This window comes from Allobosea sp. TND4EK4 (assembly GCF_900156025.1).
Classification (GTDB): domain Bacteria; phylum Pseudomonadota; class Alphaproteobacteria; order Rhizobiales; family Beijerinckiaceae; genus Allobosea.
The window spans coordinates 1-26,351 of record NZ_FTMO01000016.1 but is presented as its reverse complement, the minus strand read 5'-3'; the positions used below and the strand labels follow the sequence as shown (position 1 = coordinate 26,351).

Below are 26,351 nucleotides of genomic sequence, written 5' to 3'. Positions count from 1 at the left end.
ATGGCTGAATTCAATCTCCCGAAGAACTCCCGCCTCGTCGAGGGCAAGGCCTGGCCGAAGCCGGCCGGCGCCAAGAAGCTGACCGAGTTCAAGGTCTATCGCTGGAGCCCGGACGACACCGAGAATCCGCGCACCGACACCTATTACGTCGATCGCGACGATTGCGGGCCGATGGTTCTCGACGCGCTGATCTGGATCAAGAACAAGGTCGACCCGACGCTGACCTTCCGCCGCTCCTGCCGCGAGGGCATCTGCGGCTCCTGCGCCATGAACATGGACGGCAAGAACGGGCTCGCCTGCACCACCGGCATCGACGAGTGCGGCGGCACCGGCAAGAATGCCGGCCGGGTCACGATCTATCCGCTGCCGCATATGCCGGTGGTCAAGGACCTCGTGCCGGACCTGACGCGCTTCTACGCCCAGCACGCCTCGATCGAGCCCTGGCTGCAGACGACGACGCCGGCCCCCGAGAAGGAATGGCGCCAGGCCAAGGACGACCGCGAGAAGCTCGACGGCCTCTACGAGTGCATCCTCTGCGCCTGCTGCTCGACCTCCTGCCCGAGCTATTGGTGGAATGGCGACCGCTATCTCGGCCCCGCCGCGCTGCTGCAGGCCTATCGCTGGCTGATCGATTCCCGCGACGAATCGACCGGCGAGCGGCTCGACAATCTGGAAGATCCCTTCCGGCTCTATCGCTGCCACACCATCATGAACTGCGCGAACGCCTGTCCCAAGGGCCTGAACCCGGCCAAGGCGATCGCGGAGGTGAAGAAGATGATGGTGGCGCGCCAGGTCTGACGCGCCGGCCCGCACTTTCAGGGCTTTCGGTCAAACGCCAGTCTTCGGGCTGGCGTTTTTCGTTGGTGCCACCCAGGCGAGCGGCGGCCGGTTCTGGATGAATCTCGCCAGTCTCAGCGGATATAGCGCCCCGGCCGGAACGGCGTCGGATCGATCGGCGGCTTCTCGCCGCAGGCCAGGGCGGCGATGATCTCCCCGGTGATCGGGCCGGTCGAGAAGCCGACATGCTGGTTGCCGAAGGCGAGCCAGAGGCCCGGGTTCCGCGGCGCCTCGCCGATCATCGGCAGGGAATCCGGCAGGGTCGGGCGTGCGCCGCGCCAGGTCTCGCCGACGACCTCACCCAGCGGGAAGGCTTCGCGGGCCGCCGCCGTCACGCCGTCGATCTGGCGGTGGTCGTCGGGAGCGTCGCGGAAGGACAGGTCGACGCCGCTGGTGATGCGGTAGCCCTGTTCCATCGGAGCCATGTAAAAGGCGCCATCGACGTCGTAGACGGTGCGTGACAAGGAGGCCCCCGCTTCCGGCGCGAGATGGCGGTGATAACCGCGCTCGACATCCAGCCAGGGGTCGATGCCGAGCGGCTTCAGCAGGTCTCCGCTCCAGGGGCCGAGCGCGACCACGGCGATGTCGGCTTCGAAGCTGCCTGAAGCGGTGTTCGCACGCCAGCCATCGCGGTGCCGGGCAAGGCTCGTCACGGCGGCCTGCTCGATCCTGCCGCCACGTTCGGCGAAGAGGGCGGCATAGGCGGCCGTGACGGCGCCTGGTGAATCGACCGAGCCGACGCAGGGGATGAAGAGTCCGGCAGGGAAGATCGGCCTCAGGCCGGGCTCGACGCCGGAAATGCCTTGCCGGTCGAGGATCTGGGACTCGATGCCATGGCGCTTGAGGAAGTCGTGCTCGGCCCGCGCGGCATCATGCCCGGCCTCGCTGCGCCAGAGCTTGAGCGTGCCGGTCTCCCGCAGGCGATGCGACACGCCGGCCTCGGCCATCAGGGCGCGGTGGCGCTCGACCGTGTCGGCAGTCAGCGCCTGCAGCGCGGCGATGCGGGCCTTGGCCTGCGAGGGCCGCGCCTCCCAGAGGAAGCGCAGCAGCCAGCCGGGCTGCCGGAAGGCGCGGCGCCAGCTCAGATTGAGCGCAGGATGGCGGTTGCCGAGATAGCCGGCGATCTTGGCGTAGATCGAGGGGTTGTTCAGCGGAACGATCGAGGAGGCGGCGAGCACCCCGGCATTGCCGTAGGAGGTTTCGCGGCCCGGCTCCCGCCGATCGACCAGCGTGACGGCGAAGCCGCGCTTCTGGAGCGCGAGCGCGCAGGAGACGCCGACCATGCCGGCGCCGAGAACGAGAGCTGAACGTGTCACGCGGTTGCCGTTCCGGCTTCCGCCGGCTCCTTCAGCCAATGGTCGAGAAAGGCGTCGAGCCAGAGCCGGATCGCCGGGTCGTGCTGGAACCAGCCGGGAATATGGGTATGGCCGAGCTGGGCGCCCGGCATCAGCGTGCGCTCGTAGCCGCGCACCGACCAGCGATACATCATCGCCGGCGTCACCTCGGGGTGGAACTGGACGCCGTAGACCCTGGAGGCGGCCCGGATCGCCTGGGTCGGGAAATCGCCGCCGATGGCGAGGCATTGCGCGTCACAGGGACAGTCGAATCCATCGCGGTGCCACTGATAGACCGTCCCCGGCCACCGGAACCCCGCCTCTGCCGCGTGTTCCCGGCCGTTTTCCGTGATCTCCAGCGGATAATACCCGACCTCGGCGCGTCCTTCGCCATGGGTGTAGACGCGCGCGCCCATCTGCTTGGCCAGCATCTGCGCCCCGAGGCAGATGCCCAGAAAGGGCGCGTCCTCCTTCAGGCATGTGCCGATCCAGTCGATCTCCGCCTTGATGAAGTCGTCCGGATCGTTGGCGCCCATCGGCCCGCCGAAGATCACCGCGCCGGCATGATCGCGCATGGTCTGCGGCAGCGGGTCGCCGAAGCGCGGCTTGCGGATGTCCAGGACATGGCCGCGCGCCTGCAGCAGCCGGCCGACGCGGCCGGGCGTCGAATGCTCCTGATGCAGCACGATGAGAACCGGCTTCGGCTGGCGCGCGTCCGGCCGGCGTGTCGAACCCCGGACGGGGCCGGCCGGCAAGAGGGGGAAAGCGTGATTGTTCATCAGCGACAAGAGGCTCGCCAGCGCCCGGCAGGGGGAGGGGTGAGGACGGAGAGAATGGGGCGGGCTCCCCGTGTCGGCAAGCAAATCCTGCGCCGTGAGACGGCCCGGGACGCGGACCGACCATGCCCTTTTTGCAGGCAAAGCAGAGCTGCGCCGTCTGTTCGCTTGACCGCGCGGCGGAAATCCGGCATGAGAATGAACGTTCATTCTCATTATTCGCCGGTTTCATATGTCTGTTTCTGTAGCAGCCGACGCCCAGCCGTCCCTGTCCGAGCGTCATATCCGCATCCTGGATGCGGCGGAGCGCGTCTTTGCGCGCGCCGGCTTCCATGCCGCGACGATGCAGGACGTCGCGGGTGAGGCAGGCATGAGTCCTGGCAATCTCTATCGATACTTCTCTTCCAAGGACGCGATCGTGGCGGGCCTCGCCGAGCGCGACCGCAGCAACATCGCCGCGGATTTCGCCAATCTCTGCCCCGGCAAGGGGCCGCTGCTCGATCAGCTCGAGGCGCTGGGCCGCAAGCATCTGGTCGAGGACCCGCGCGACAAGGCGGTCATCGCCCTGCAGATCTGGGCTGAAGCCGCGCGGAACCCCGCGATGGCGCAGATGTGCGCCGGGATCGACGGCACGGTCATGGCCGGGCTGTCCGCTGCCATCGCCGATGCGAAGCGCAATGGCGAGCTGCCTGCGCGGCTGGACGATCGGCGCTTCCTGCTGGCGATCAGCATGATGGCCGACGGCTTTCTGTGCCGGCGCGCAGTCGATCCCGATTTCGACAGCGCGACCGCGGCTGAGACGCTTTTCATCAGCATGCGCGTGCTGGCGCAGACGACCTTGCTGCCGGATGTGGAGGGAGACGCGTGATGTCCCCGATTGCTCAGCGCGACGCTCACCAAGACCCGATGGAGTGCAGGATGACGACGATCACCGGGCTTCGCCGCGCCCTCTCCGGTCTTGCGGTTCTGGGGCTTCTCACCGGCCTTGGCGGAACCTCCGCGCTCGCCCAGGAGCCGGCAGCGACCAAGCAGGCCGCCGGCCCGTCCGTGACGGTGACGCCGGCGACAACGACCGAGATCGTCCAGAGCGTCGTTGTCGCCGGGTCGCTGGCGGCGCGGGACGAGGTGCTGGTCGGGCCGGAGGTCGATGGCCTGTCCATCGTCGAGATCCTGGCCGAGGAGGGGGACAGGGTCGCCAAGGGCCAGGTGCTGGTGCGGCTCAACCGCAGCATGCTCGAGGTCCAGAAGGGCCAGAACGACGCGCAGATCGCCCGCGCCGAGGCCAGCATCGCGCAGGCCAACGCGCAGATCGCCGAGGCCGACGCCAATCTCGTCCAGGCGAACAATGCTTTCGACCGGACAAAGACCCTGCGCGACAGCGGGAATGCCAGCGCCGAGACCTTCGACCAGCGTTCTGCGGCGGCCCGCTCGGGCCAGGCGCGGGCGAATTCGGCACGACAGGCGCTGGCGATCGCGACCGCCGACTTGGCGTCGGCGAAGGCGCAGGGGCGCGACATCGAGCTCAGGCTGGCGCGCACCGAGATCAAGGCGCCGGCCGGCGGCGTCATCAGCCGCCGGTCGGCGAGGCTGGGCGCCATCGCACCGATGGCATCCAGCGAGCCGCTGTTCCGCATCATCGCAGAGGGCGCCATCGAGCTGCAGGCGGATGTCGCCGAGGTCGAGCTGCCGAACCTGAAGATCGGCCAGAAGGTGGCGGTGATACCTGCCGGCGCTCGCGAGGCGCTGGCCGGCACGATCCGGCTGATCGCGCCGGAGGTGGACCAGGCGTCCCGGCTCGGGCGGGTGCGGGTGGCGCTGGATGGCAACCCGTCAGTCGCCATCGGCAGCTTCGCCAAGGGCGTGATCGAGACCGGGCGCAAGAGCGCCATCACCCTGCCCCTCTCGGCGGTGACCTATATCCGAGGCGCCGCGACGGCGCAGGTGGTCAAGGGCGGCAGGGTCGAGACCCGCAAGGTTACGCTCGGGCTGATGGGCGGCGGTCGCGTCGAGATCGTCTCCGGCCTTGCCGAAGGGGAGATGGTGGTGGCGCGCGCCGGCACCTTCGTGCGCGACGGCGATGTCGTCACCCCGGTTCCGACGAACTGACGGGGCGGGCAGCATGAATATCAATTTCTCCGCCTGGTCGATCCGCAAGCCGATCCCGGCGATCCTGCTCTTCGTCGTGCTCTGCGTGCTGGGGGTTATCTCCTTCTTGCAGCTCCCGGTGACGCGCTTTCCGAACATTGACGTGCCGCTGGTCTCGATCACGGTGACGCAGTCCGGCGCGGCGCCGGCCGAACTGGAGACGCAGGTCAGCAAGCGGGTCGAGGATGCGGTCGCCAACATCCCCGGCGTCAAGCACCTGCGCTCGACGCTGACCGACGGCCAGTCGCAGACGATCATCGAATTCCGGCTGGAGACCAACACCGACCGGGCAGTGAACGACGTCAAGGACGCCATCGCCAAGATCCGGGCCGACCTGCCGCGCACGATCGACGAGCCGGTGATCCAGCGCATCGATGTCGAGGGGCAGTCGATCCTGACCTATGGCGCGGCCTCGCCCGGCATGACGCTGGAGCAGCTCTCCTGGCATGTCGATGACGTCGTCGCGCGCGAATTGCAGGGGTTGAAGGGCGTTGGCCGCGTCGAGCGCTATGGCGGCGTCGACCGCGAAATCCGCATTTCGCTCGATCCGGACCGGCTGCTGGCACTCGGCATCACGGCCGGCGAGGTCAACCGGCAGGTGCGTGCGACCAATGTCGATCTCGCCGGCGGTCGCGGCGAAGTCGGCGGGCAGGAGCAGGCGATCCGCACGCTCGCCGGCGCCAAGACCGTGGCCGACCTCGCCGAGACCAAGATCACGCTCTCGGGCGGGCGCGAGGTCCGGCTGAAGGAACTCGGCCGCGTCGAGGATTCCAGTTCCGAGCCGCGCGCCTTCGGACGCCTCAACAAGAGCCCGGTGGTCTCCTTCGCGGTCTTCCGCTCGAAGGGTTCGAGCGAATTGTCGGTGAAGGATGTCGTCTCGAAGCGCATCGCCGAGCTGAACAAGCGCTATCCGGACGTCAGGATCGCGCCGATCGACGATGCCGTCGCCTATACCGCCGGCAACTACAAGGCGGCGATGGAGACGCTGCTGGAGGGCGCCGCGCTCGCGGTCATCGTGGTCTTCCTGTTCCTGCGCAACTGGCGCGCGACGCTGATCACCGCGATCGCTCTTCCGCTCTCGGCGATTCCCACCTTCTGGGCGATGCAGCTGATGGGCTTCTCGCTCAACCTCGTCAGCCTGCTCGGCATCACGCTGGTGACCGGCATCCTCGTCGATGACGCCATCGTCGAGATCGAGAACATCGTCCGGCACATGAAGATGGGCAAGTCGCCCTACCGCGCCGCGATGGAGGCGGCCGACGAGATCGGGCTCGCCGTCATCGCGATCACTCTCACCATCGTCGCGATCTTCGCGCCGGTGTCGTTCATGGGCGGCGTGGCCGGCCAGTATTTCCGCCAGTTCGGGCTGACGGTCGCGGTCGCCGTGCTGTTCTCCCTGCTGGTCGCACGGCTGATCACGCCGATGATGGCGGCCTATCTGATGAAGCCGGTCGAACATGCCGACCCCAAGGACGGACGCCTCATGGGCGCCTATGTCGGCCTGCTGCGGGCGACGCTGAAGAAGCGGCGGATTCCGGTCTTCCCGCGCCGCGACGGTTCGGGGTGGCGGACCATTCCCTTCAACACGGCCTATGCGACGCTGATCGTCGGCTTCCTGTTCCTGTTCGGGTCGATCCAGGCGACGCAGATGCTGCCGACGGGCTTCATCCCCGACGAGGACACCTCGCGCGTCGTCGCCTCGGTCGAGCTGCCGCCCGGCGCGACGCTGGAGGATACGCGCGTCACCACCGACAAGCTGGTCGACGCGCTGAAGACGATTCCCGAGGTGCGCGATGTCTTCGTGCTCGGCGGCGCCTCGCCGACCGGCCAGCGCGAGGTGCGGCGCGGCGCCGTCTTCATCCTGCTCAAGCATAAATCAGAGCGCTCGATCCGGCAGAAGGAGCTGAAGGTCACCATCGCCGAGAAGCTCGCCAGCGTGCCGGACGTGCGCGCCTGGTATGTCAACGAGCGCGGCGAGCGCGAGATGGCCTTCTCGATCCTCTCCAAGGACGGGGATGCGCTCGACGAGGCGGTGGCGAAGATCGAGGCGCGGATGCGTCAGGTGCCCGGCTATCTCAATGTCGCCACCGCCGGCTCGCTCAACCGGCCGGAATTGCGCATCACGCCCAAGCTCGAGGAGGCGGCGAGCCTCGGCGTCACGCCGGAGGCGATCTCGGAAGCCGTGCGCGTCGCGACATTGGGCGATGTCGGCGCCAATCTCGCCAAGTTCACGGCGGGCGACCGGCAGGTGCCGATCCGCGTGCAGCTCGACGAGGTGGCGCGGACCGACATCCGCAACATCGCGGCTCTGCGCGTGACCAATACGAGCGGGGTCTCGATCCCGCTGACCGCCGTGGCGCGCATCGGCTTCGGCGACGGGCCGAGTTCGATCGATCGCTATGACCGCGTGCGGCGGGCGCAGATCGGCGCCGATCTCAAGCGCGGCTTCGAGCTGGGCACGGCGCAGGACACTTTCGAGGAGATCGTGAACGAGGTCGGCCTGCCGAAGGGCGTCTGGATCGCGGCGACGGGCGATGCCGAGATCCAGGGCGAGGTGGTGCAGGGCTTCATCCAGGCGATGACGACCGGGCTGATGCTCGTGCTCGCCGTGCTGATCCTGCTGTTCGGCTCGGTCTTCCAGCCGATCACGATCCTGCTCTCGCTGCCGCTGTCCTTTGGCGGCGTGGTGATCGCGCTGCTGGCGACCGGCAAGCCGGTCTCGATGCCGGTCTATATCGGGCTGCTGATGCTGATGGGCATCGTCACCAAGAACGCGATCATGCTGGTCGATTTCGCGGTCGAGGAGGTCGCGCGGGGCAAGGACCGGATGACCGCCGTGATCGAGGCCGGCCGCAAGCGCGCGCGCCCGATCCTGATGACGACCATCGCCATGGCGGCGGGCATGGCGCCCTCGGCCTATGGCGTGGGCGACGGCGGCGAGTTCCGCTCCCCGATGGCGATCGCGGTGATCGGCGGCCTCATCGTCTCGACGGTGCTGTCGCTCATCTTCGTGCCGTCCTTCTATTCGGTGATGGACGATCTTTCCCGCCTGACCGGGCGCCTCTTCGGCCGCTTCTTCAGCCCGCCCGAGGATGAGAGCCAGTGGCAGCCGATCCACGACCCCGAGCATGCGACGCCGGGCGAGGCGACGGCGGAGGCGATGGGCGGACGGCCGCCGCCGCGGCTGGCGGCGGAGTGAGGTAACGTTCCGCGGAAGCTGCCGCCTGATCCGACGACGTCACGCTGGCGTAGCAGGAGATGTCACGCGACTGGAGCGAACGTCGCCCGCATGCCGAAGATGCGCAGCAAGGCCGATCTGCCGAGCAAGACCTGCACGATTTGCCGGCGGCCCTTTGCCTGGCGCAAGAGGTGGGCGCGCGTCTGGGAGACGATCGACACCTGCTCCGATCGCTGTCGTGATCAGGCGAGGCGGGCACGGCGCGCGGCACGATGAAGCGGGTGAGCAGCATTCCCATATGGTAGTTCGGCCAAGATGCAGCGCTCGATGGCTGGCGGCAGACTGTCACCGCCCCAAGGCCGATAGCGGCGCGACACTCCTCAGATCTGCTCGGCCGGGAAAGGCGTGCGTTCGTAGATGTCTTCGAGCCTGTTACGTGCGACGAACTCGTCTTCCCATTGGTGTAGGAGCGCGATGATCGCGGGATGGTCTCCGGCGGCGACCAAAGCGCCGAGCCGGCTGGCCGCTTCGAAACGTGGCTGCCACCAGTTCTTCATCGTCAGGTGCCAGTCCCTAATCTGCTCGTAAATGGGGGCAGCTTCCTCGAAGCGCCCCAGCGCAGTGAGAATTTGGATGCGGTAAGGTTCGTGGCGAATCAGCCAGTTATCGTATTCGCAGGAGCGTGGTTCGCCGCGGACGTGGAACATGTCCTCGATCGTTTGTACGCGACGCAACATCGGCATGATGCGCTGGTCGAGCGTTTCGATGAACGCCTCCGTGAAGCCAGGCTGCGACCAGAGCCTTGGGCCTTCATCGGGAAGCCAGAAAATGTCGGGGCACAGGCCTTGGAGAGATCCCGTCGGATTGAAGGCATGACCGATATGCCAATAGAAGCGCGGATAGTCGGCATTCCAGCTTCGGTCTATCGATATTGAACGAAGGACGTGCCTTAGAGGCGCGAGGACGAGGAACGGGCCTCTGACGACCAGGTCGGGATGGCGCGACGCCGCCACCTCCAGAAGCTTCTTGATTTGCCTCTTCGTCGTCATTGGCTCGGTCTTACTTCTATAACGATGATCCGCCGAACGAAGCCGAATCCGAACCTTGCGGCGTTGGCCAACATGTCCGCCCTCCGATCCGTCAGGCCTGATCGGCCCGTCTTCAGATCATAGACACACAAGGTGCCGTCCGGGCGATATTCATAGGCATCGGTGCGAATGGACCGCGGATAGCCATAAGGGACTTCCGCCCTGGCGACGCCCTCTTCCTGTTCTTTCAGGAATGAGCGCTCGGCCCGGAAATAGGGATCCTTCCGATCTTCCACGTAATCCTTGAAGTGCGAGTGAACGTCCGTCCCATAAATGGTTCGTGACGGATAGAGATCGGGAGAGCCTGCGGCATTGGCCGCACGGTCTGCCATTGCCTGAACCTCGGGCAAGCGACGGCAGGCCAATGCTGCTTGCGCTTCGCTTACGCGCCCGGAATAGCTGAAGTCTATTTTGCCGCTAGTACTGTCTCCAGGTCGATAGTCGCGGGCGTTGAAGCCCATGATGGCCTGCTGGCCGTCGCTGCCGTTGTTCTGCGATTGCCAGCCGAAGAGGATCGCTCCCCCGCTGAAGATGGTCGAGAGTGCGTCGCGTCGAGAAAAGGCTGGCTGAACCGTCGCATCGGCCTCCGGCCCGTCCGCCGTCCAGATCGTGCGGGCGACGACCTCCCCATCCGGACCGCCGAAGCTAATCGACTGGACGTCGTTGGTGGTCTCGAAGCTGACGGCTGTCCGGTCGGGCTGGATGACGGTCTGGCGCTGGTCGAACCTGGTGGCGCGTGAGGCGGCGTATTCGGATCTGATCGTATTGCCGGCATCGTCGGCGACCGTCTGCTCGAAGACGGAGCCGTCCTCACTCCAGCCCTCGCCGATCAGCGACCAGACCGGATCGAAATCGACCGATCCGAAGCTCGGCAGTTCGGCGGCAGAGCCGGGCTCGCCGCCACCGCCGCCACTCCCCACTGTCCGCCATCGGGGCTTCCGGCCGGGACGCGCGGCTGGTCGGGATTGTATTTGCGGTGCAGACGGTCGCGCCGGACCAGGCCGATCTCGTCGCGCGCACGGAGCACGCGCAAACGGAGTGCGCGCAACTGGCTACGCGACGGCGACAAGTGGCTGTGTGGCATGAGGGGCTCCTGCGAGGAGCCCAGTTTCCGGCGCTTTCAGGCGCCGGGGATAAGTGGGAAGGGGTCGACCGCTTCCCGCCTTGGCCTCAGCCCTTCCGCACCAGCAGCACCGCGGCCAGGATCGCGACGCCGCCGAAGGCCTGCACGGGCGTCGGCTGCTCGCCGAAGATCGCCCAGGCGGCGAGGACGCTGACCAGCGCCGGCCAGACCATGACGAGGGAGGCCGCGCCGGCGCCGTAGCTGCCGAGAGAGAGCGTGATCAGGCCCTGGCCGAGCGCGTGCGAGACGAGGCCGAGCGCGATCACCGCGAGCCAGCCCTGCAGGCTGCCGGGCATCATCTGCTCGCCGAGCCCAAGCGCCGCGACGAGGCAGAAAGCGGCGCAGATCAGGCTGGAGATCAGGCTGACGCGGCCGGCATCGGCATGGGCGCGGGCCCGGCCGACGGCGAGGATATAGGCGGCGTAGGACATCGCGGCGCCGAAGGCGAGGCCGTCGCCGAACAGGCTGCCGCGCGCTGCCGAGCCGGTGAATTTCGGCAGGACGAGGAGGGCGGCGCCGGCGATCGCCAGCATGAGCGCGCCGAGGATGCGGCGAGACGGCTTGTCGCCGAGCAGGAGCCAGCCGCCGAGCACGACGCCGATCGGGGCGAGGTTGCCGAGCAGCGAGGCGTTGGCCAGCGTCGTATGCGCCAGCGAGGCGTTGTAGAGCACGACGTCGATGCCGAAGGTCAGGCCCGCCAGCGCGATGGCGACAAGGCCCCCGCGGCCTGTGCCCGTGGTGGCCGGGCGGCGGCGCTCCATCGCGGTCCAGGCGGCGAGGACGGGCAAGGCGAAGATCATTCGCCAGAAACCGGCGGCGGCCGGGCCGACATCGGCGAGCCGCACGAACACGCCCGAAAAGCCGATGAAGGTCGCGCCCGTCAGCAGCGTCAGGAACATCGCCAGGGCAGGCGCCTGGGACCGGACGGGAATGGCGGGAGCGGACATGGCTTCGGATCGCCTGCGGTGGCGCAGTGGGACTGCGCCGCTTGGTTTCTTCTGCCGCTTATAGGCGGCTTCCACCCATCGGAAAAACGGATTATACTGATTTAATCATTCTTAAAATCGATGGATCAGACGCGTTGCAAGGAGGCACGCCATGAACGGGCATTTCGATCTCGCGGCGCTCGGCATGCTCGTCGCCGTGGCCGAGACCGGCGGGTTCACTGCCGCCAGTGCCCGGCTCGGCCGCACGCAATCGGCGATCTCGGTGCGGATCCAGGATCTGGAGAACCAGCTCGGCCACAAGCTGCTGGAGCGCTCGCGCCGGGGCGTGACGCCAACCGATGCGGGCGAGCGGCTGATCGCCCATGCGCGCCGCCTGCTCGCGGTCGAGCGCGAGGCGCTGGCCGATCTCGACGGCGAGATGCCGATGGGGCGGCTGCGGCTCGGCATTCCCGACGACTATATGGATGCGTATCTGCGGCCGTTGATCGCGCGCTTCGTCACCGACCATCCCAAGGTGGAGCTGGAGGTGCGCTGCGACCTCTCCAAGCGCATCGAGCCGGCGCTGCTGGCCGGCGAGCTCGACCTGGCGGTGGTTACCCAGGACCCCAACCGCCCGATGGGCGAGGTGCTGCGGCGTGAACCGCTGGTCTGGGTCGCGGCCAAGGGACACCGGCCGGAGCTGCAGGAGACGCTGCCGCTGGCGCTCTTCGCCGAGGGGTGCCGGGCGCGGCCGCGCATCCTGGCGGCGCTCAACACGGCCGGGAAGGCCCATCGGCTGGTGTTTTCCTGCTCGCACACCTCGGGCGTGCTCTCCGCGGTCGAAGCGGGGTTCTGCGTCGCCGCCATGACCGAAAGCGCGGTGCCGCCTTCGCTGCGCAAGCTCGGTGCCGCCGACGATCTGCCGCCGCTGTTCGAGCTCTCGGTCGGGCTGATCACCGGGCCGCGGCCCGATCTGGCGGCGCGCCGCTTTGCCGATGCCCTGCGCGAAGAGATGAGCAGCTTCCGGCAGGCCGCCTGAGGCATTTTTCCTCTTCCCTTGCGGGAGAAGCAGGGCGGCATTGCCCTTCGGAGCCGCGAGCACTACGAGAACAGCATGAAATTCCTCGACCAAGCCAAGATCTATGTGAAGGCGGGCGACGGCGGCGCGGGCTGCGTCTCCTTCCGCCGTGAAAAATTCATCGAGTTCGGCGGCCCGAATGGCGGAGATGGCGGGCGCGGCGGCGACATCGTCGTCGAATGCGTGCAGGGGCTGAACACGCTGATCGACTACCGCTATCAGCAGCATTTCAAGGCCCGTACCGGCGAGCACGGCATGGGCAAGGATCGCCACGGCGCGAATTCGCCGGCGGTGGTGCTGAAGGTGCCCCCGGGCACCGAGATCCTCGACGAGGACGGCGAGACGCCGATCGCCGACCTGACGGAGCCGGGCCAGCGCTTCGTGCTGTGCAAGGGCGGCAATGGCGGGTTCGGCAACGCCTATTTCAAGACCTCGAGCAACCAGGCGCCGAAGCACGCCAATCCCGGCCTGCCGGGCGAGGAGCGCTGGGTCTGGCTCAGGCTGAAGCTGATCGCCGATGCCGGGCTCGTCGGCCTGCCCAATGCCGGCAAGTCGACCTTTCTCGCCACGGTGACGGCGGCCAAGCCCAAGATCGCCGACTACCCCTTCACCACGCTTCATCCGGGGCTGGGCGTCGTCCGCGTCCACGACCAGGAGATGGTGCTGGCCGATATTCCGGGGCTGATCGAGGGCGCGCATGAGGGCCATGGGCTCGGCGACCGCTTCCTCGGCCATATCGAGCGCTGCCGCGTGCTGCTGCATCTGGTCGAGGGGACGAGCGAGCATGCCGGCAAGGCCTACAAGGTCATCCGCGAGGAACTCGCCGCCTATGGCCACGGCCTGGAGGACAAGCCGGAGATCGTCGCTCTGTCCAAGGTCGACGCGCTGACGCCCGAGGCGCTGAAGGAGCAGGTGGCGCGGCTGAAGCGCGCCTGCAAGCAGATGCCGATCGTCCTCTCCTCGGCCTCCGGGGAGGGCGTCGACCGGGCGCTGCAAGCCCTGTTCGCCGTCGTGGCGCAAGCCCGGCGGGCCGAGGCGCAGGAGAACGCGCCGGCTCAGGAGACCGGCTGGCGCCCCTGAGCGCCACGCTCAGCGAAAGTCGCCGCAGGCCTCGGCGCGGCGGATGGCCTCCAGCGCCATCCCGGCGAGGATTGCCGCCGCCGCCCTTGCCCGCTCAGGTCACGGCGCCGCGCGCGGCCACCGGCCAGACCAGCTCGACATGCGCGTCCGGCCCGTGCAGGCCCCGGACCCCGACATACCAGTCGTGCAGATTGACGGTCGGGTCGCAATGACCGGGGACCAGCAGCAGCCGGTCGCCGCGATGCGGCAGCGCGATCGGGTCTCCGGTCAGGACGCCATGCTCGTCGGAAGGCTTGGTGTAGATCGCGCCCTCGCGCTGGAACGGGATCGGCATGCCGGAATCGACCGAGGCGGTCTTGTGGCCGGCATCGATGATCGCCCGGTCCGGCACCGGCTTGCTCATCACCTGGGCGACGATGAACAGGGCGTGCTCGAAGCTGCGGAAGGGCGAACCGTCGGCCTGGCGGTTGCGGGCATAGTCGGCGTCCATGAAGATGTAGGAGCCGCATTGCAGCTCGTTCCAGATGCCGGACTGGGTTTCGAGCTCGAAGGTGCCGGTGCCCGCGCCGCTGACGATCGGGCAATCGAGGCCGGCTTGCGACAGGCGCTCCACGGTGTTGCGGGCGGCGAGCCCGGCGCGCTCGATCGCCTCGCGGCGCTCGTCGATCGAGCGCATATGCTGGGCGGCGCCGTGATAGGCCTGCAGGCCGGCAAAGCGCAGCGTGTTGGAGCGAGCGATCGCCTCGGCGATGCGCACCGCCCCCTCGCCCGGCGCGACGCCGCAGCGGCGCCCGCCGACATCGATCTCGACCATCACGTCGAGCACCACGTCATGGCGCGCCGCCGCCTCCGCCGCGTCGCGCACGCCATCGGGATGGTCGACGCAGAGCCCGATCTTGGCGGTGCGGGCGAGCTGGGCCAGGCGGTCGAGCTTGGCGGGGCTCGCGATCTCGTTGGTGACCAGCACGTCGCCGACGCCGCCTGCGACGAGGATTTCCGCCTCCGAGACCTTCTGGCAGCACTGGCCGACCGCACCATGGGCGATCTGGCGCAGCGCGATATCCGGGCTCTTGTGGGTCTTGGCGTGGGGACGCAGCCTGATGCCGTGCGCTTCGGCGAAGGCGGCCATGGCAACGAGATTGCGCTCGAAGGCGTCGAGATCGATGACCAGTGCCGGGGTGTCGATCTCGGCGAAGCTCTGGCCGGGCTGGGCCGGCGGGATGGAAGGCATGCGATCTCCTGAATCGGACTTGAGCATGGGATGACAGCTTCGTGTCGGGAGCAAGACCCTTGTGCCACGCAGGGCCATGCGTTGGGATGGCGGCATCGGTGGCGCTTGCCGGCGCGGCATGGTAGGCGGCGGCCCATGAAGATCGGCCGCGTCACCGACGATACCCTCGCGCTCTTCGCCCGTGTCTGGCGCGAACAGGTCAGCCGCTACCTGCCTCAGATGGCGATGATCCTGGCGCTGGTCGTGGTGATCGCCGCGACGACGAGCTTCTACCCGCTGCTCATCAAGGCGGCCTTCGACGCCTTCGCCGATCCGCTCGCGGCCGAGTCGACCGGCTTCGTCCGGCGCATGGAGAGGCTGGTCTCGAAATCGATCGGCTACGACATCGGCGTCATCAATGCGGTGGCGAGCGTGGTCGTGCTGGTGACGGCGATCAAGGGGTTTTCGCTGCTGGCGCAGACGGTGATGACCAACAGCGTGGTCAGCCGGATCGAGGCCGACATGCAGACCGAGCTCTACGGCCATCTGATCGACGCCGATCTCGCACAGCTGCAGAAGGAAAACCCGGCCTCGCTGACGCAGCGCTTCACCACCGATTTCACCTTCGTGAAGGAGGCGCTGACCCGCATCGTCAACATCGCCATCCGCGATGTGGTGACGGCGATCGCGCTCGTCGGCGCGCTGATCTGGATCGACTGGCAGATGACGCTGGTGGTGCTGCTGATCGCGCCGGTCATTGCCCATCCGATCGGCCGCATCGGCAAGAAGCTCCGGCGGATGGCCAATTCCCAGCAGGAGCAGACGGGCATCATGGCGAGCCTCGTCACCGAGAGCCTCCAGGGCGCGCGCGTCGCCAAGACGGACGGACTCGAGCCCTATTTGAAGCGGCGCGCGGCGGATGCCTTCGAGACGATCCGGGCGCTGAAGATGAAGGCGGCGAATGCCCGCGGGCGGCTCGACCCGCTGCTCGAGGTCGGCGGCGGCATGGCGGTCGCCGGCGTGCTGGCGGCGATCGGCGTGCGCATCTCCTCAGGCGCCTCCACGGTCGGCGATTTCACCGGATACGTCTCGGCCCTGCTGCTGGCGGCGCAGCCGATGCGGTCGCTGGGCAATCTCAACGCCATCGTGCAGGAGGCCGGCGCCTCGCTGAAGCGCTATTATGCGCTGCTCGACGAGAAGCCGGTCGTCACCGAGCGGCCGGATGCCCAGCCGCTCGCGGTCCCGGCCGGCGAGGTTGCCTTCCGGCATCTGCGTTTCCGCTATCGCGAGGACCAGCGGGCGCTGGAGGGGATCGACCTCGTCGCGCAGGGAGGCCGGACGACGGCGCTGGTCGGCCGCTCCGGCTCCGGCAAGTCGACGCTGCTGGCGCTGGTGCCGCGGCTCTACGATCCGACCGAGGGCCGCATCGAGATCGACGGGCAGAATCTGCGCGACGTGACTCTCGCCAGCCTGCGCGCGCAGATCGGTGTCGTCAGCCAGGACGTCGTGCTGTTCGACGACACGGTGCGCGCCAACATCGCCTTCGGCCGCCCGGATGCGCCAGAGGCCGACATCGTCGCGGCGGCAAAGGCGGCGGCGGCGCACGACTTCATCACCGCGATGCCCGGCGGCTACGGCGCGTCCGTCGGCGAGCGCGGCCACAAGCTCTCCGGCGGCGAGCGCCAGCGCATCGCGATCGCCCGGGCCATTCTCAAGGATGCGCCGATCCTGCTGCTCGACGAGGCGACCAGCGCACTCGACACCGAATCCGAGCGTCTGGTCCAGCAGGCGCTGGCCAAGCTGATGAAGGGGCGCACCACGCTGGTGATCGCGCATCGTCTCTCGACCATCCGCGAGGCCGACCTGATCGTGGTGATGGACGAGGGCAGGATCGTCGAGACCGGCAGCCATGACGACCTGCTGACGCGGGACGGCGCCTATGCACGGCTGTACCGCATGCAGTTCGTCGAAGGCTGAGACGGCGCGTCAACGGCCTTTCGCTGCCGCCAGAATGTCATCGACGCGGCGCTGGGAGGCGAGGGCCTCTTCGCCGGTCACCACCGGATCAGGCGTCCACGGCAGGATCGGCCAGCACGGCGTCGAGATCGGTCGCCGTCGGGAAGGGGAGCTGCCGGGCATAGGCGGATCGGCGAGGCGGAATTCGTGCACGACGCTTGACCCTGCCTGTGGCTGTTTTGCATGGCGTCTGCGCGGCAGGGTTGTCACGCCTTCGCCGAGAGCAGGGAGGCTATCGCGTGGCTGAGCAGGGGCGAGGCCGCCCCGTGGACCTCGTAGAGATGGCCGGATTCGACGCCGAGAAGCTCCGGCATGGCAAAGCCGTCCATCGTTCCCTCCTCCCGAAACAGCGTGACGAGCCGCGCCCAGAGCTGTGCGTTTCTGACGAAGGGCCCGCTGACGGCGATCCTGGCCGGGAACAGGATGCGGCAGGCATTGGCGAGGGAGCGCGCCAGCAGGCGCGCCGCGGCCTCGATCTCGGGCAGGGAGAGCAGGTCGAGGGCGGCGAGCTGGCCGGTCAACCGGGTCTCGTTCTCGTCGAGATCGGGCCAGTGACGCCGCAGGACCGGGAGCAGCGCCCAGAGCGCGGCGCCGGTCTCGAGGCAGCCGGTGTTGCCGCAGCCGCAGGGCTTCTCGCCCAGTGCGGCCAGGCGCCAATGGCCGATCTCGCCGAAGGAGCCGGTCGGTGCATAGGGCTCGCCGTCCTGCGCATAGGCGAGGCCGATCCCCCAGCCCCAATGCAGCAGCATGGTCCCGCCCGCGAAGCCGTCCGCGGCGCGGATCGCGCGGGCGCGCAGCTCGGCGTCGAGATTGCGGCAGATGGCGACCGGGCCGGCGATCGGCTCGATGAGGGCGCGAATGTCCAGCCCGCGCATCTTCGGCCAGCGGGAGGCGAGCAGCCACTGCCCCAGCCGCAGGTCGATCAGGCCGGAGAGCGAGACGGCGGTGCCGGCATGGCTCATGCCCGGCGGCATCGCGGCGAGAAGCTCCTCCGCGAGCGCCGCCATGGCGGCGGCGAGCTCGGCATTGCCGGCCTGCTCCGGCATCGCCCGGCGACGCTCGACCACCAGATGGCCGGAGAGATCGACCAGGGCTCCCGCGAGCGACCTGCTGGAGACGTAGATGACCGATGCGCCGATGCGCCGCGTGTTCGCGATCAGCACCGATGCCGGGCGGCCCCGGCCGGCCGAGGCCCCGGAGGTCTCGATCAGAAGCCGATGCTCCAGAAGCTCCGCCACCACCCGCGAGGTCGAGGTCGAGCGCAGACCGAGCCGGCGGCTGATTTCGGCGCGGGAATTCACCTGCCCGTCCAGCACAAGTCCGTAAGCCCGGCGGCAATCACGCGTATGGGCCGACACGAGGTCAGGTTCAATCGTCACCAGGCTCATGGGGCCTCCCTGCGGCGGCTGCGATATATTCGAAACGCGTGCGTTCAAAATTCTTCTTGCGGCCGATCTCACCGCACGTAAGATCATCAGAATAATATTGAATTTTTAAGTTCGTCAAAGGTTCGAAATTCGATGATCGAAACGCATGTCATGGCCGACAAGGGAGAGCTGGGCCGCCAGGCGGCCGCTCGGGGCGCCGCGGCGATCCGGGAGGCGCTGGCGCGGGACGGCGAGGCTTCGATCATCGTCGCGACCGGGGCGAGCCAGTTCGAGATGCTCGGCCATCTCGTCGCCGCCGAAGGCATCGACTGGTCGAAGGTGACGGCCTTCCATCTCGACGAGTATGTCGGCCTGTCCGAGAGCCATCCGGCCAGCTTCCGGCGCTATCTGCGCGAGCGCTTCCTGGCGCCGCTCGGCAATCGGCCGAGCTTCGTGCCCGTCGATGGCGAGGGCGATCCGCAGGCCGCGGCCAAGGCGCTCGGCGAGCGGATCGCCGGGCGGCGCATCTGCGTCTGCTTTGCCGGCATCGGAGAGAACTGCCATCTCGCCTTCAACGACCCGCCGGCGGATTTCGAGAGCGAGGCGCCCTATCTGGTGGTGACGCTGGACGAGGCCTGCCGCCGCCAGCAGCTCGGCGAGGGCTGGTTCCCGGATCTCGACGCGGTGCCGCAGCAGGCGATCTCGATGAGCGTCCGGCAGATCCTCAAGAGCGAGCTGATCGTGCTGTCGGTCTCCGATACCCGCAAGGCCCAGGCGGTCAAGGCTGCGCTGGAAGGCCCGGTGAGCGATCTCGCCCCGGCCTCGATCCTCCAGACCCATCCGAACACGGTGATGTTCATGGACGAGGCCGCGGCCTCGCAGCTCGGCCGGGAGGCCTGAACGGTGAAGACGCCCGGCCTTGTCGATCTGCAGGTGAACGGCTTCGCCGGGGTGGACTTCAACTCCGGGGCCGTGACGGCGGATGCGCTCGACCGGGCGCTGGAGGCGATGCTGGCGACGGGCGTGACCGCCTGCCTGCCGACGCTGATCACGGCGCATCCGCACGAGCTGGAGGCGCGCTTCGCGGCGCTGGACCGGGCCGTGGCGGAAAGCCGGCTCGGCCCCTCGATGTGTCCCGGCTATCATCTGGAAGGGCCGTTTCTCAACCCGGCGCCGGGCTATGCCGGCTGCCACCCAGCGGAGGCCATGGTCGCGGCCGATGCAGGGCTGGTCGCGCGGCTCGAGAGCCGGCTGGTGCGGCCGATCCTCATGGTGACAGTCGCGCCGGAGAGGGAAGGCGGCATCGCGGCGGTCGCGGCCCTGGCGAAGGCCGGAAAGGTCGTGGCGATCGGCCATTCCGCCGCCGATTTCGATGTCGTCGCGAAGGCTGCGGATGCGGGGGCGACGCTGTCCACGCATCTCGGCAACGGCCTGCCCCAGCAGATGCACAAGCTCGCCAATACCCTGTTTGCCCAGCTCGGCGAGGACCGGCTGATGGCGGGCTTCATCGCGGACGGCATCCATATCGACCGCAGGGCGCTCAAGAGCCTGATCCGGGCCAAGGGGTTCGAGCGGTCGATCCTGGTCACGGATGCGGTGGTCGCCGCCGGGGCGGTCCCGGGGCGGTACGATTTCGCCGGCATGCCGATCGACCTCGCCGCGGACGGTTCGGTGCGCCAGCCGGGCGGCGCCTCGCTCGCCGGTTCGGCGCTGAAGCTGGACGACGCGGTCCGCAACATCGTCGCCTGGGGCATCGCGTCTTTCGAGGAGGCGGTCGCGATGGCCTCGATCCATGCGCTGGCAGCACTGGTGCCGGCGCTGACGGCGGCCGGCATCGCGCTGCTGGAAAGCGAGCTGACCTGGTCGGACGATTTGCGCGTCGAGCGCGTCCGCCTCGGCGCGATCCTGCGCGATTACACGGCCGGACAGGCCGCCTGAACCACCGATCAACACAAGGGGAGACAGATGAGCACATTCTCGAAGGGACTCGACCGCCGGACAGTGCTGGGCGGGCTTGGTGCATTGGCGAGCGGCGCAGGTGGCGCCTTCGCCGCCGCGCCGCCACTGCCGACATCGCCGGTCGGCATCAACATCATCGATGTCGGCGGGGCGCTGGCCTTGATGCAGCAGGCCTTCGACGATTACCGCAGCGCCAACCCCAAGCTCGTCTCGCGCATCACCTATGTGAAGGCGCCCGCCCCCGAACTGGCGAGCAAGATCAAGGCGCAGCAGGATGCCGGCCGCTCCGATCTCGATCTGGTGCTGACCGGCTCCGACGGGCTCGCGGCCGGGCTGGAGCAGAATCTCTGGCTCAAGATCTTCCCCGATTTCGCCGACAAGTTCCCGAAGATCGAGGAGAATTACGAGCCGGCGGCGCTCAACCTGCACAAGGTGCAGGGCGCCGGCTTCGGCACGGTGGTGAACTACTATCCCTCCGGCCCGCTGCTCGAATACATGCCCGAGCGGGTGAAGCAGGTTCCGACCACGGCCGAGGAGCTTCTCGCCTGGGCCAAGGCCAACCCCAACAAATTCATGTATGCGCGCCCGACCAATTCCGGTCCCGGCCGCACCTTCATGATGGGGCTGCCCTATATCCTCGGCGACAAGGACCCGCAGGACCCCGTCAATGGCTGGGACAAGACCTGGGCCTATCTGCAGGAGATCGGCGACTACATCGAATACTACCCGGCGGGCACCGGCGCGACGATGAAGGAGTTCGGCGACGGCTCGCGCGACATCATCATCTCGACCACGGGCTGGGACATCAACCCGCGGGCGCTCGGCATCGTGCCCAAGGAAGCGAAGATCCAGACGCTGAAGGGCTTCCACTGGGTCTCGGACGCCTTCTTCATGTGCGTCCCGAAGGGCATTCCGAACGATCGCCTCGCCGTCGTGCTGGACATCATGGCGCATGTTCTGACGCCGAAGATGCAGGCCTATTCCTATGACGAGGGCTATCTCTACCCAGGCCCGGCGGTGAAGAACGTGCCGCTGTCCCTGGCGCCCAAGCGCAGCCAGGAGGTCGTCGCCGAGTTCGGCCGGCCGGAATATGCCGACCTCATCGCCAAGAACCCGATCGAACTGCCGCTGAAGCCCGACAGGATGGTCGTGGCCTTCCGCAAATGGGACGAGCTTGTGGGCGCGAAGCGCAAGCGCTGAGCACACAGCTTCCGTTGCCAGAGGCCGGCGTTCCCACGCCGGCCTTTTCGTCGATTGCTCCCGCTCCGGCGCTTCAGACGGAAAGATACTGGGCGCGCAGCGCCGCGTCGGCCTTCAGCGCCGCCATCGTGCCGTCGAAGCGGATCTCGCCCTTCTCGATGATCGCGGCCCGGTCGGCGACGCTGCCGGCGAAATGCAGGTTCTGCTCGGAGAGCAGGATCGAGAGCCCCTCGCCCTTCAGCGCCAGGATGGTGCGCGCCATCGCCTGGACGATCACCGGCGCGAGGCCCTCCGACGGCTCGTCGAGCAGGAGCAGGCGCGGGTTGCCCATCAGCGTGCGGGCGATGGTGAGCATCTGCTGCTCGCCGCCGGACATCGCGCCGCCCGGCCGGTCGCGCATCGCCGCGAGATTGGGAAAGAGCGCAAAGAGCCGCTCGGGCGTCCAATGCGGCGCACCCTGGCGCGGCGGGCGCTGGCCGACGCTGAGGTTCTCCATCACCGTCAGCTCCGAGAAGACGCGCCGATCCTCGGGGACATAGCCGATGCCGAGCCGGGCGATCTCGAAGGCTTCCCGCCCGTCGATCCGCCGGCCGTCGAAGCGGATCGTGCCGCCCGATGGCGGGACGAGGCCCATCACGGCCTTCATGGTGGTCGACTTGCCGGCACCGTTGCGTCCCATCAGGGCCAGCACCTCGCCGCGCCCGACCGACAGGCTGATGCCGCGCAGGATCTGAGCCTGGCCGTAACGGGCATCCAGGCCGGAGATGTCGAGCAGGGGCTCCATCACGCGCCCTCCGCCCCGTCGTCTGTGCCGAGATAGACGGCGCGAACGCCGGCATCGTTCCGCACGGCGTGTGGCGGGCCATCGGCGATCAGCCGGCCGCGATCGAGCACGAGCACCCGGTCGGCATGGGCGAAGACCACGTCCATGTCGTGCTCGGTGAAGAGCACCGCGATCGCCTCGGCCTTCGCGATCCGCGCCACCAGTGCCATCAGCGCGATGCGCTCCTGCGGCGCCATGCCGGCGGTCGGCTCGTCCATCAGCAGCAGCCGCGGCCCGTTGGCGAGCGCGATGGCGAGCTCGACGCGCTTGAGGTCGCCATAGGCCAGGATGCCGCAGGCGCGCCCGGCCTGCTCCAGCATTCCGACCTGCGCCAGCAGGGCCTCGGCCGCGGCGACATGGCGCGCGCGCGCCGGAGCGAGCGGGTTCCACGCTCCGCCGGCCTGCGAGATCAGCGCCATCTGGACATTCTCGCGCACGCTCATCGAGGCGAAAGTGGCGGTGATCTGGAAGGTGCGGCCGACACCGCGGCGCCAGATCTCGCGCGGCTTCGCTCCCGCGATGGATCGGCCCAGAAGCGTCACCGCGCCTGAATCGGGCGCGAGCTGGCCGCCCAGCATGTTGAAGCAGGTGGATTTTCCGGCGCCGTTCGGCCCGATCAGGGCCAGCATCTCGCCCGCCGCGACATCGAAGGAGACGCCCTGTACGGCCCGGACGCCGCCGAAGGATTTGGCGAGCTCGCGCACGCTCAGGACGGGCTCGATTCCGCTCATCGCGCCGGATCCCCAGCGTCCCGTCGGTCGCGCCAGGCGAGGAAGCCGCCGACCAGCCCGCGCGGGAACAGGCTGACGAGCAGCACGATGGCAAGGCCGAGCGTGAAGCGCCAATAGGGCGTCAGCTTCACCAGCTGCTCGCTCAGGCCGATATAGGCGAAGGCGCCGACGACCGGGCCGGAGACGGTCTGCACGCCGCCGAGCAGGACCATCAGCAGCGCGTCGACCGAGCGCGGGATCGCCAGATAGGTCGGGAAGACCGAGCCCTTGGAAAAGGCGAAGAGGGCGCCCGCGATGCCGGCCGCGAAGGCGGCGATGGCGAAGGCGGCCCACTGCACCCGCATCACGTCGATGCCGATGGCCTCCGCCCGCAGCGGGCTGTCGCGGCCGGCGCGCAGCGCGTAGCCGAGGGGGGAGAAGACGAGGCGGCGCAGCAGAAGGACGCTTGCCGCGCAGATCGCGAGCGTCAGATAGAAGAAAACGGCCTTCGGCACGGCCCAGGCGGAGGGCCAGACACCGAGGATGCCGTTGTCGCCGCCGGTGAGTTCGACCCATTGGAAGGCGGTCGCCCAGGCGATCTGCGCGAAGGCGAGGGTCAGCATCGCCATATAGACGCCGGAGAGCCGCACGCAGAACCAGCCGAAGACGATCCCCGCAATGCCCGCGAGGAACGGGGCCAGCAGCAGCGCCGGCTCCATCGGCGCGCCGAGCCACTTGACCGCGAGCGCCGCGCCATAGGCGCCCAGCCCGAAATACGCCGCGTGGCCGAAGGAGGCCATTCCGCCCGGCCCCATCATGACATGCAGGGATGCGGCGAAGAGCGCGAAGATGACCAGCTCGGTCAGGGTGAGCAGCCAGGCATCGGAGACGGCGAGCGGGGCCGCCGCCAGCAGGAGCAGGGCGGCGAGGCCGGCGAGCTTCGCCCCCGGGGTCGCCGGTGTCAGCAGCGGCTCGATGCCGGCCGCGCCGGGCAGGGTGGCGGCGGGCTTTCGCCCCATCAGCCCGTAGGGCTTTACGATCAGGACGACGGCCATCACCAGGAAGACGAGCACCAGCGTGATCTTGGGAAAGATCAGGATGCCGAAGGCGTGGAGCACGCCGATCAGCACCGCGGCGAGATAGGCTCCGCCCACGCTGCCGAGCCCGCCGACCACCACAACGACGAAGACCTCGGCGATGGTCGACAGGTCCATGTGCAGGGTCACCGCCTCGCGCGGCAGCTGGAGCGCGCCGCCGAGCCCCGCGAGCGCCGCGCCGAAACCGAAGACCGAGGTAAAGAGCAGGCGCTGGTCGACGCCGAGCGCGCCGACCATCTCGCGGTCCTGCGTCGCGGCACGCACCAGCGTGCCCCAGCGCGTCCGGCGGAACAGGAACCAGAGCAGGCCGAGGACGAGCGGGCCGACGGCGATCAGGAACAGCTCGTAGCTCGGGAACCGGCTGTCCAGGATCATGACGAAGCTCTTGAAGCCCGGCGCGCGGGGGCCGAGCCTGTCCTCCGGACCCCACACAGCGAGCGCGATGTCCTGCACCATCAGCACCACGCCGAAGGTGGCGAGCAGCTGGAAGAGCTCGGGCGCCTGGTAGATGCGCCGCAGGATGACGACCTCGATCACGATGCCGATCAGGCCGACGAGGAAGGCGGCCAGCAGGATGCCACCCCAGAAGCCGAGCGGGCTCGCCGGCCCGAAGGCGCCGACCAGCGTGACCGCGAGATAGGCGCCCAGCATGTAGAGCGAGCCGTGGGCGAAATTCACGATCCGCGTGACGCCGAAGATGATCGACAGCCCGGACGCGACAAGGAACAGCGAGGAGGCGGAGGCCATCCCGTTCAGCATCTGCGTCAGGATGAGGTCGAGCATTGGGCTTGGCCGGGCCGTCCTTCCGGAACCGGCGCGTCAGCCGGCCGGGCGCAGCGTCTTCACGACGTCGTCGGGCGGCAGGTACTTCGCCCCGTCGGCATAGCGCCAATCGACCATCACGCCCTTGCCGTCCTTCAGCGCCGTCCTGCCGACATAGGCGCCGACCGTCGACTGGTGGTCGATGGCGCGATATTCGGCCGGACCGAAGACGGAGGTGAACTTCAGCCCGCTGAAGGCCTCGACCAGCTTTTCGGTCTCGGTCGACTGGGCCCTTGCCACGGCCGCCGCGATCGACTGCATGGTGCTGTAGCCGACCACCGAGCCGAGGCGGGGATAGTCGTTGTACTTCGCCCTGTAGGCGTCGGCGAAGGCGGTGTGCTCCGGCGTCCTGATGTCGGCATGGGGGTATCCGGTGACGATCCAGCCGACGGGGGCTTCGGCCCCGAGCGGATCGAGATATTCCGGCTCGCCCGTCAGCATCGAGACGACGGCGCGGCCCTCGAACAGCCCACGCGTATTGCCCTGGCGCACGAAATTGCTGAGGTCTCCGGCGAAGGTGACGTTGAAGATGGCGTCGGGCTTGGCCGCCTCCAGCGCCTGCACGGTGGCACCGGCGTCGATCCGGCCGAGAGCGGGAAACTGCTCGGCCACGAATTCCACATCGGGCTTGGCCTTCTTCAGCAGCTCCTTGAACCACTTCACCGCAGACTGGCCGTATTCGTAGTTCGGCGCGATCACCGCCCATTTCCTGGCCGGGAGCTTGGCGGCTTCCTCGACCAGCATCGCGGCCTGCATGTAGGTGGAGGGGCGCAGGCGGAAGGTGTAGCGGTTGCCCTTCGACCAGACGAGCGCGTCGGTCAGCGGCTCGGAGGCCGCGTAGAGACGCTTGTTCTGCAGCGCGAAATCGGCGAGCGCCAGACCGATATTGGAAAGATAGCCACCGGCGATCAGGTCGACCTTCTCGGCGTTCACGAGGTCGCCGGCATGACGCACCGCGTCCTCCGGCTTGCCGCCATCGTCACGGAAGATCGTCTCGAAGCGGCGTCCGCCCGCCGCATTGGCCTGCTCCTGTGCCAGCTCCCAGCCCTGGCGATAGGGCTTCAGGAAGGCGGGCTGTGCGGTATAGCTGTTGACTTCGCCGATGCGGACGACGCCTCCGCCCTGGGCGCGGACGAGGGCGGGCGCGGCCAGAGTCGCGGCTCCGGCGGAAGCGGCCGCCAGAAAGCGCCTGCGGTCGATGGTCATGGCGAAATCCTCGTCAGACGCCGTCAGCCGTCCCCTCCTGGCATCGTCGACGGCGGATCGGACGATGCGGCTTCGATGATCTTTGCGAGGGGCGAGTGCTCCGCAATCAATTGCGTGATTACGACTTTCGTCGTGGCGGCTGCGCTTGTCAATCAAGGCCGGCGGAGGGTGGGGAACAGACGGCTCGGCAGGCGCGGGCGACACACCCGGCTTGCACCCTTGCGCATTTCGCTGCGGTGCAAAATCGCGTAGAAGGCCGCCCGAATGCGAACAAGCCGCCTGGAACAGCGATGAGCAATTTCTACGAGGAGCGGGTTCTGAGCGTCCATCACTGGACGGACACGCTGTTCAGTTTCACGACGACGCGGGACGCCTC

The 26,351-nt window shown here is 68.2% G+C and carries 22 protein-coding genes and 1 pseudogene; 12 read left to right on the top strand and 11 right to left on the bottom strand.

Annotated elements, in window-relative coordinates; genetic code table 11:
• On the top strand, window positions 1–798 hold the full coding sequence (locus BW981_RS18080) for a succinate dehydrogenase iron-sulfur subunit (protein WP_076441769.1): 798 nt from the start codon (window positions 1–3) through the stop codon (window positions 796–798).
• 113 nt (window positions 799–911) lie between these two features.
• On the opposite strand, the gene BW981_RS18075 is transcribed toward BW981_RS18080, so the two are convergent.
• On the bottom strand, window positions 912–2,153 hold the full coding sequence (locus BW981_RS18075) for an NAD(P)/FAD-dependent oxidoreductase (protein WP_076441817.1): 1,242 nt from the start codon (window positions 2,151–2,153) through the stop codon (window positions 912–914).
• A complete protein-coding gene (locus BW981_RS18070; protein ID WP_083712470.1) occupies window positions 2,150–2,950 on the bottom strand; it encodes a glutamine amidotransferase in 801 nt (266 codons plus the stop codon). Before BW981_RS18070 ends, BW981_RS18075 begins: the two co-directional genes overlap by 4 nt.
• A 229-nt stretch (window positions 2,951–3,179) precedes the next feature.
• On the opposite strand from BW981_RS18070, the gene BW981_RS18065 reads away from it, so the two are divergent.
• From BW981_RS18065 to BW981_RS18050, 4 genes are all read left to right on the top strand, one after another.
• On the top strand, window positions 3,180–3,815 hold the full coding sequence (locus tag BW981_RS18065) for a TetR/AcrR family transcriptional regulator (protein ID WP_076441767.1): 636 nt from the start codon (window positions 3,180–3,182) through the stop codon (window positions 3,813–3,815).
• A gap of 50 nt (window positions 3,816–3,865) precedes the next feature.
• On the top strand, window positions 3,866–5,053 hold the full coding sequence (locus BW981_RS18060) for an efflux RND transporter periplasmic adaptor subunit (RefSeq protein WP_076441765.1): 1,188 nt from the start codon (window positions 3,866–3,868) through the stop codon (window positions 5,051–5,053).
• Window positions 5,054–5,066: 13 nt separating this feature from the next.
• Window positions 5,067–8,291, top strand: coding sequence for an efflux RND transporter permease subunit (locus BW981_RS18055; protein ID WP_076441764.1), 3,225 nt, complete (start codon window positions 5,067–5,069; stop codon window positions 8,289–8,291).
• A 138-nt stretch (window positions 8,292–8,429) separates the two neighbouring features.
• Window positions 8,430–8,546, top strand: a complete 117-nt coding sequence (locus BW981_RS18050) for a DUF2256 domain-containing protein (protein WP_348521415.1) — start codon at window positions 8,430–8,432, stop codon at window positions 8,544–8,546.
• Between the two features lie 104 nt (window positions 8,547–8,650).
• Here BW981_RS18050 and BW981_RS18045 read toward each other — a convergent pair whose 3' ends face one another.
• From BW981_RS18045 to BW981_RS18035, 3 genes are all read right to left on the bottom strand, one after another.
• Window positions 8,651–9,319: a hypothetical protein gene (locus BW981_RS18045; protein WP_076441761.1), complete on the bottom strand. Its 669-nt coding sequence runs from the start codon at window positions 9,317–9,319 to the stop codon at window positions 8,651–8,653.
• Window positions 9,316–10,278, bottom strand: coding sequence for a hypothetical protein (locus BW981_RS18040; RefSeq protein WP_076441759.1), 963 nt, complete (start codon window positions 10,276–10,278; stop codon window positions 9,316–9,318). The genes BW981_RS18045 and BW981_RS18040 overlap by 4 nt, the downstream gene beginning before the upstream one ends.
• Window positions 10,279–10,528: 250 nt before the next feature.
• On the bottom strand, window positions 10,529–11,428 hold the full coding sequence (locus BW981_RS18035) for a DMT family transporter (protein WP_076441757.1): 900 nt from the start codon (window positions 11,426–11,428) through the stop codon (window positions 10,529–10,531).
• Between the two features lie 151 nt (window positions 11,429–11,579).
• Between BW981_RS18035 and BW981_RS18030 the strand changes: the two genes are divergently transcribed.
• Both BW981_RS18030 and obgE read left to right on the top strand, forming a co-directional pair.
• Complete coding sequence (locus BW981_RS18030; protein WP_076441756.1) at window positions 11,580–12,446, top strand: LysR family transcriptional regulator; 867 nt, start codon at window positions 11,580–11,582, stop codon at window positions 12,444–12,446.
• A gap of 75 nt (window positions 12,447–12,521) precedes the next feature.
• Window positions 12,522–13,565: a GTPase ObgE gene (gene obgE / locus BW981_RS18025; protein ID WP_076441754.1), complete on the top strand. Its 1,044-nt coding sequence runs from the start codon at window positions 12,522–12,524 to the stop codon at window positions 13,563–13,565.
• A gap of 94 nt (window positions 13,566–13,659) precedes the next feature.
• On the opposite strand, the gene BW981_RS18020 is transcribed toward obgE, so the two are convergent.
• Entirely contained in the window at window positions 13,660–14,796 is a 1,137-nt protein-coding gene (locus BW981_RS18020) for a DSD1 family PLP-dependent enzyme (RefSeq protein ID WP_076441814.1), read from the bottom strand.
• A 135-nt stretch (window positions 14,797–14,931) separates the two neighbouring features.
• On the opposite strand from BW981_RS18020, the gene BW981_RS18015 reads away from it, so the two are divergent.
• Complete coding sequence (locus BW981_RS18015; protein WP_076441753.1) at window positions 14,932–16,752, top strand: ABC transporter ATP-binding protein; 1,821 nt, start codon at window positions 14,932–14,934, stop codon at window positions 16,750–16,752.
• A 245-nt stretch (window positions 16,753–16,997) separates the two neighbouring features.
• On the opposite strand, the gene BW981_RS18010 is transcribed toward BW981_RS18015, so the two are convergent.
• Window positions 16,998–18,179 (bottom strand): ROK family protein, encoded by a 1,182-nt coding sequence (locus BW981_RS18010; protein ID WP_175624169.1) that lies wholly within the window; start codon window positions 18,177–18,179, stop codon window positions 16,998–17,000.
• 132 nt (window positions 18,180–18,311) lie between these two features.
• On the opposite strand from BW981_RS18010, the gene BW981_RS18005 reads away from it, so the two are divergent.
• From BW981_RS18005 to BW981_RS17995, 3 genes are read left to right on the top strand one after another with little or no spacing between them, the layout of a single operon-like run.
• Window positions 18,312–19,058 (top strand): glucosamine-6-phosphate deaminase, encoded by a 747-nt coding sequence (locus tag BW981_RS18005; protein WP_076441749.1) that lies wholly within the window; start codon window positions 18,312–18,314, stop codon window positions 19,056–19,058.
• Between the two features lie 3 nt (window positions 19,059–19,061).
• Window positions 19,062–20,096 carry an N-acetylglucosamine-6-phosphate deacetylase gene (locus BW981_RS18000; RefSeq protein WP_076441747.1) on the top strand — a complete coding sequence of 345 codons (1,035 nt, stop codon included), beginning with the start codon at window positions 19,062–19,064 and terminating at the stop codon, window positions 20,094–20,096.
• Window positions 20,097–20,123: 27 nt separating this feature from the next.
• The gene (locus tag BW981_RS17995; RefSeq protein ID WP_076441745.1) at window positions 20,124–21,317 is read left to right on the top strand and encodes an extracellular solute-binding protein; all 1,194 of its coding nucleotides are present in this window, start codon (window positions 20,124–20,126) and stop codon (window positions 21,315–21,317) included.
• 73 nt (window positions 21,318–21,390) lie between these two features.
• On the opposite strand, the gene BW981_RS17990 is transcribed toward BW981_RS17995, so the two are convergent.
• From BW981_RS17990 to BW981_RS17975, 4 genes are read right to left on the bottom strand one after another with little or no spacing between them, the layout of a single operon-like run.
• The gene (locus BW981_RS17990) at window positions 21,391–22,101 is read right to left on the bottom strand and encodes an ABC transporter ATP-binding protein (protein WP_076441743.1); all 711 of its coding nucleotides are present in this window, start codon (window positions 22,099–22,101) and stop codon (window positions 21,391–21,393) included.
• Window positions 22,101–22,871 (bottom strand): ABC transporter ATP-binding protein, encoded by a 771-nt coding sequence (locus BW981_RS17985; RefSeq protein ID WP_076441741.1) that lies wholly within the window; start codon window positions 22,869–22,871, stop codon window positions 22,101–22,103. The genes BW981_RS17990 and BW981_RS17985 overlap by 1 nt, the downstream gene beginning before the upstream one ends.
• Entirely contained in the window at window positions 22,868–24,730 is a 1,863-nt protein-coding gene (locus BW981_RS17980; protein WP_076441739.1) for an ABC transporter permease, read from the bottom strand. The genes BW981_RS17985 and BW981_RS17980 overlap by 4 nt, the downstream gene beginning before the upstream one ends.
• A 36-nt stretch (window positions 24,731–24,766) precedes the next feature.
• Window positions 24,767–25,975, bottom strand: a complete 1,209-nt coding sequence (locus tag BW981_RS17975; protein ID WP_076441737.1) for an ABC transporter substrate-binding protein — start codon at window positions 25,973–25,975, stop codon at window positions 24,767–24,769.
• A gap of 290 nt (window positions 25,976–26,265) precedes the next feature.
• Between BW981_RS17975 and BW981_RS22700 the strand changes: the two are divergent.
• Window positions 26,266–26,351: pseudogene (locus tag BW981_RS22700) on the top strand (ferredoxin--NADP reductase); the annotation flags it as partial.

Coding starts and splice junctions, on each gene's coding strand:
- obgE (WP_076441754.1), top strand. CDS start 12,522: ATGAAATTCCTCGACCAAGCCAAGATCTATGTGAAGGCGGGCGACGGC.
- BW981_RS18035 (WP_076441757.1), bottom strand. CDS start 11,428: ATGTCCGCTCCCGCCATTCCCGTCCGGTCCCAGGCGCCTGCCCTGGCG.
- BW981_RS18030 (WP_076441756.1), top strand. CDS start 11,580: ATGAACGGGCATTTCGATCTCGCGGCGCTCGGCATGCTCGTCGCCGTG.
- BW981_RS18015 (WP_076441753.1), top strand. CDS start 14,932: ATGAAGATCGGCCGCGTCACCGACGATACCCTCGCGCTCTTCGCCCGT.
- BW981_RS18010 (WP_175624169.1), bottom strand. CDS start 18,179: ATGAGCCTGGTGACGATTGAACCTGACCTCGTGTCGGCCCATACGCGT.
- BW981_RS18045 (WP_076441761.1), bottom strand. CDS start 9,319: ATGACGACGAAGAGGCAAATCAAGAAGCTTCTGGAGGTGGCGGCGTCG.
- BW981_RS17985 (WP_076441741.1), bottom strand. CDS start 22,871: ATGAGCGGAATCGAGCCCGTCCTGAGCGTGCGCGAGCTCGCCAAATCC.
- BW981_RS18060 (WP_076441765.1), top strand. CDS start 3,866: ATGACGACGATCACCGGGCTTCGCCGCGCCCTCTCCGGTCTTGCGGTT.
- BW981_RS18005 (WP_076441749.1), top strand. CDS start 18,312: ATGATCGAAACGCATGTCATGGCCGACAAGGGAGAGCTGGGCCGCCAG.
- BW981_RS17990 (WP_076441743.1), bottom strand. CDS start 22,101: ATGGAGCCCCTGCTCGACATCTCCGGCCTGGATGCCCGTTACGGCCAG.
- BW981_RS18065 (WP_076441767.1), top strand. CDS start 3,180: ATGTCTGTTTCTGTAGCAGCCGACGCCCAGCCGTCCCTGTCCGAGCGT.
- BW981_RS18070 (WP_083712470.1), bottom strand. CDS start 2,950: ATGAACAATCACGCTTTCCCCCTCTTGCCGGCCGGCCCCGTCCGGGGT.
- BW981_RS18055 (WP_076441764.1), top strand. CDS start 5,067: ATGAATATCAATTTCTCCGCCTGGTCGATCCGCAAGCCGATCCCGGCG.
- BW981_RS17975 (WP_076441737.1), bottom strand. CDS start 25,975: ATGACCATCGACCGCAGGCGCTTTCTGGCGGCCGCTTCCGCCGGAGCC.
- BW981_RS17980 (WP_076441739.1), bottom strand. CDS start 24,730: ATGCTCGACCTCATCCTGACGCAGATGCTGAACGGGATGGCCTCCGCC.
- BW981_RS18080 (WP_076441769.1), top strand. CDS start 1: ATGGCTGAATTCAATCTCCCGAAGAACTCCCGCCTCGTCGAGGGCAAG.
- BW981_RS17995 (WP_076441745.1), top strand. CDS start 20,124: ATGAGCACATTCTCGAAGGGACTCGACCGCCGGACAGTGCTGGGCGGG.
- BW981_RS18020 (WP_076441814.1), bottom strand. CDS start 14,796: ATGCCTTCCATCCCGCCGGCCCAGCCCGGCCAGAGCTTCGCCGAGATC.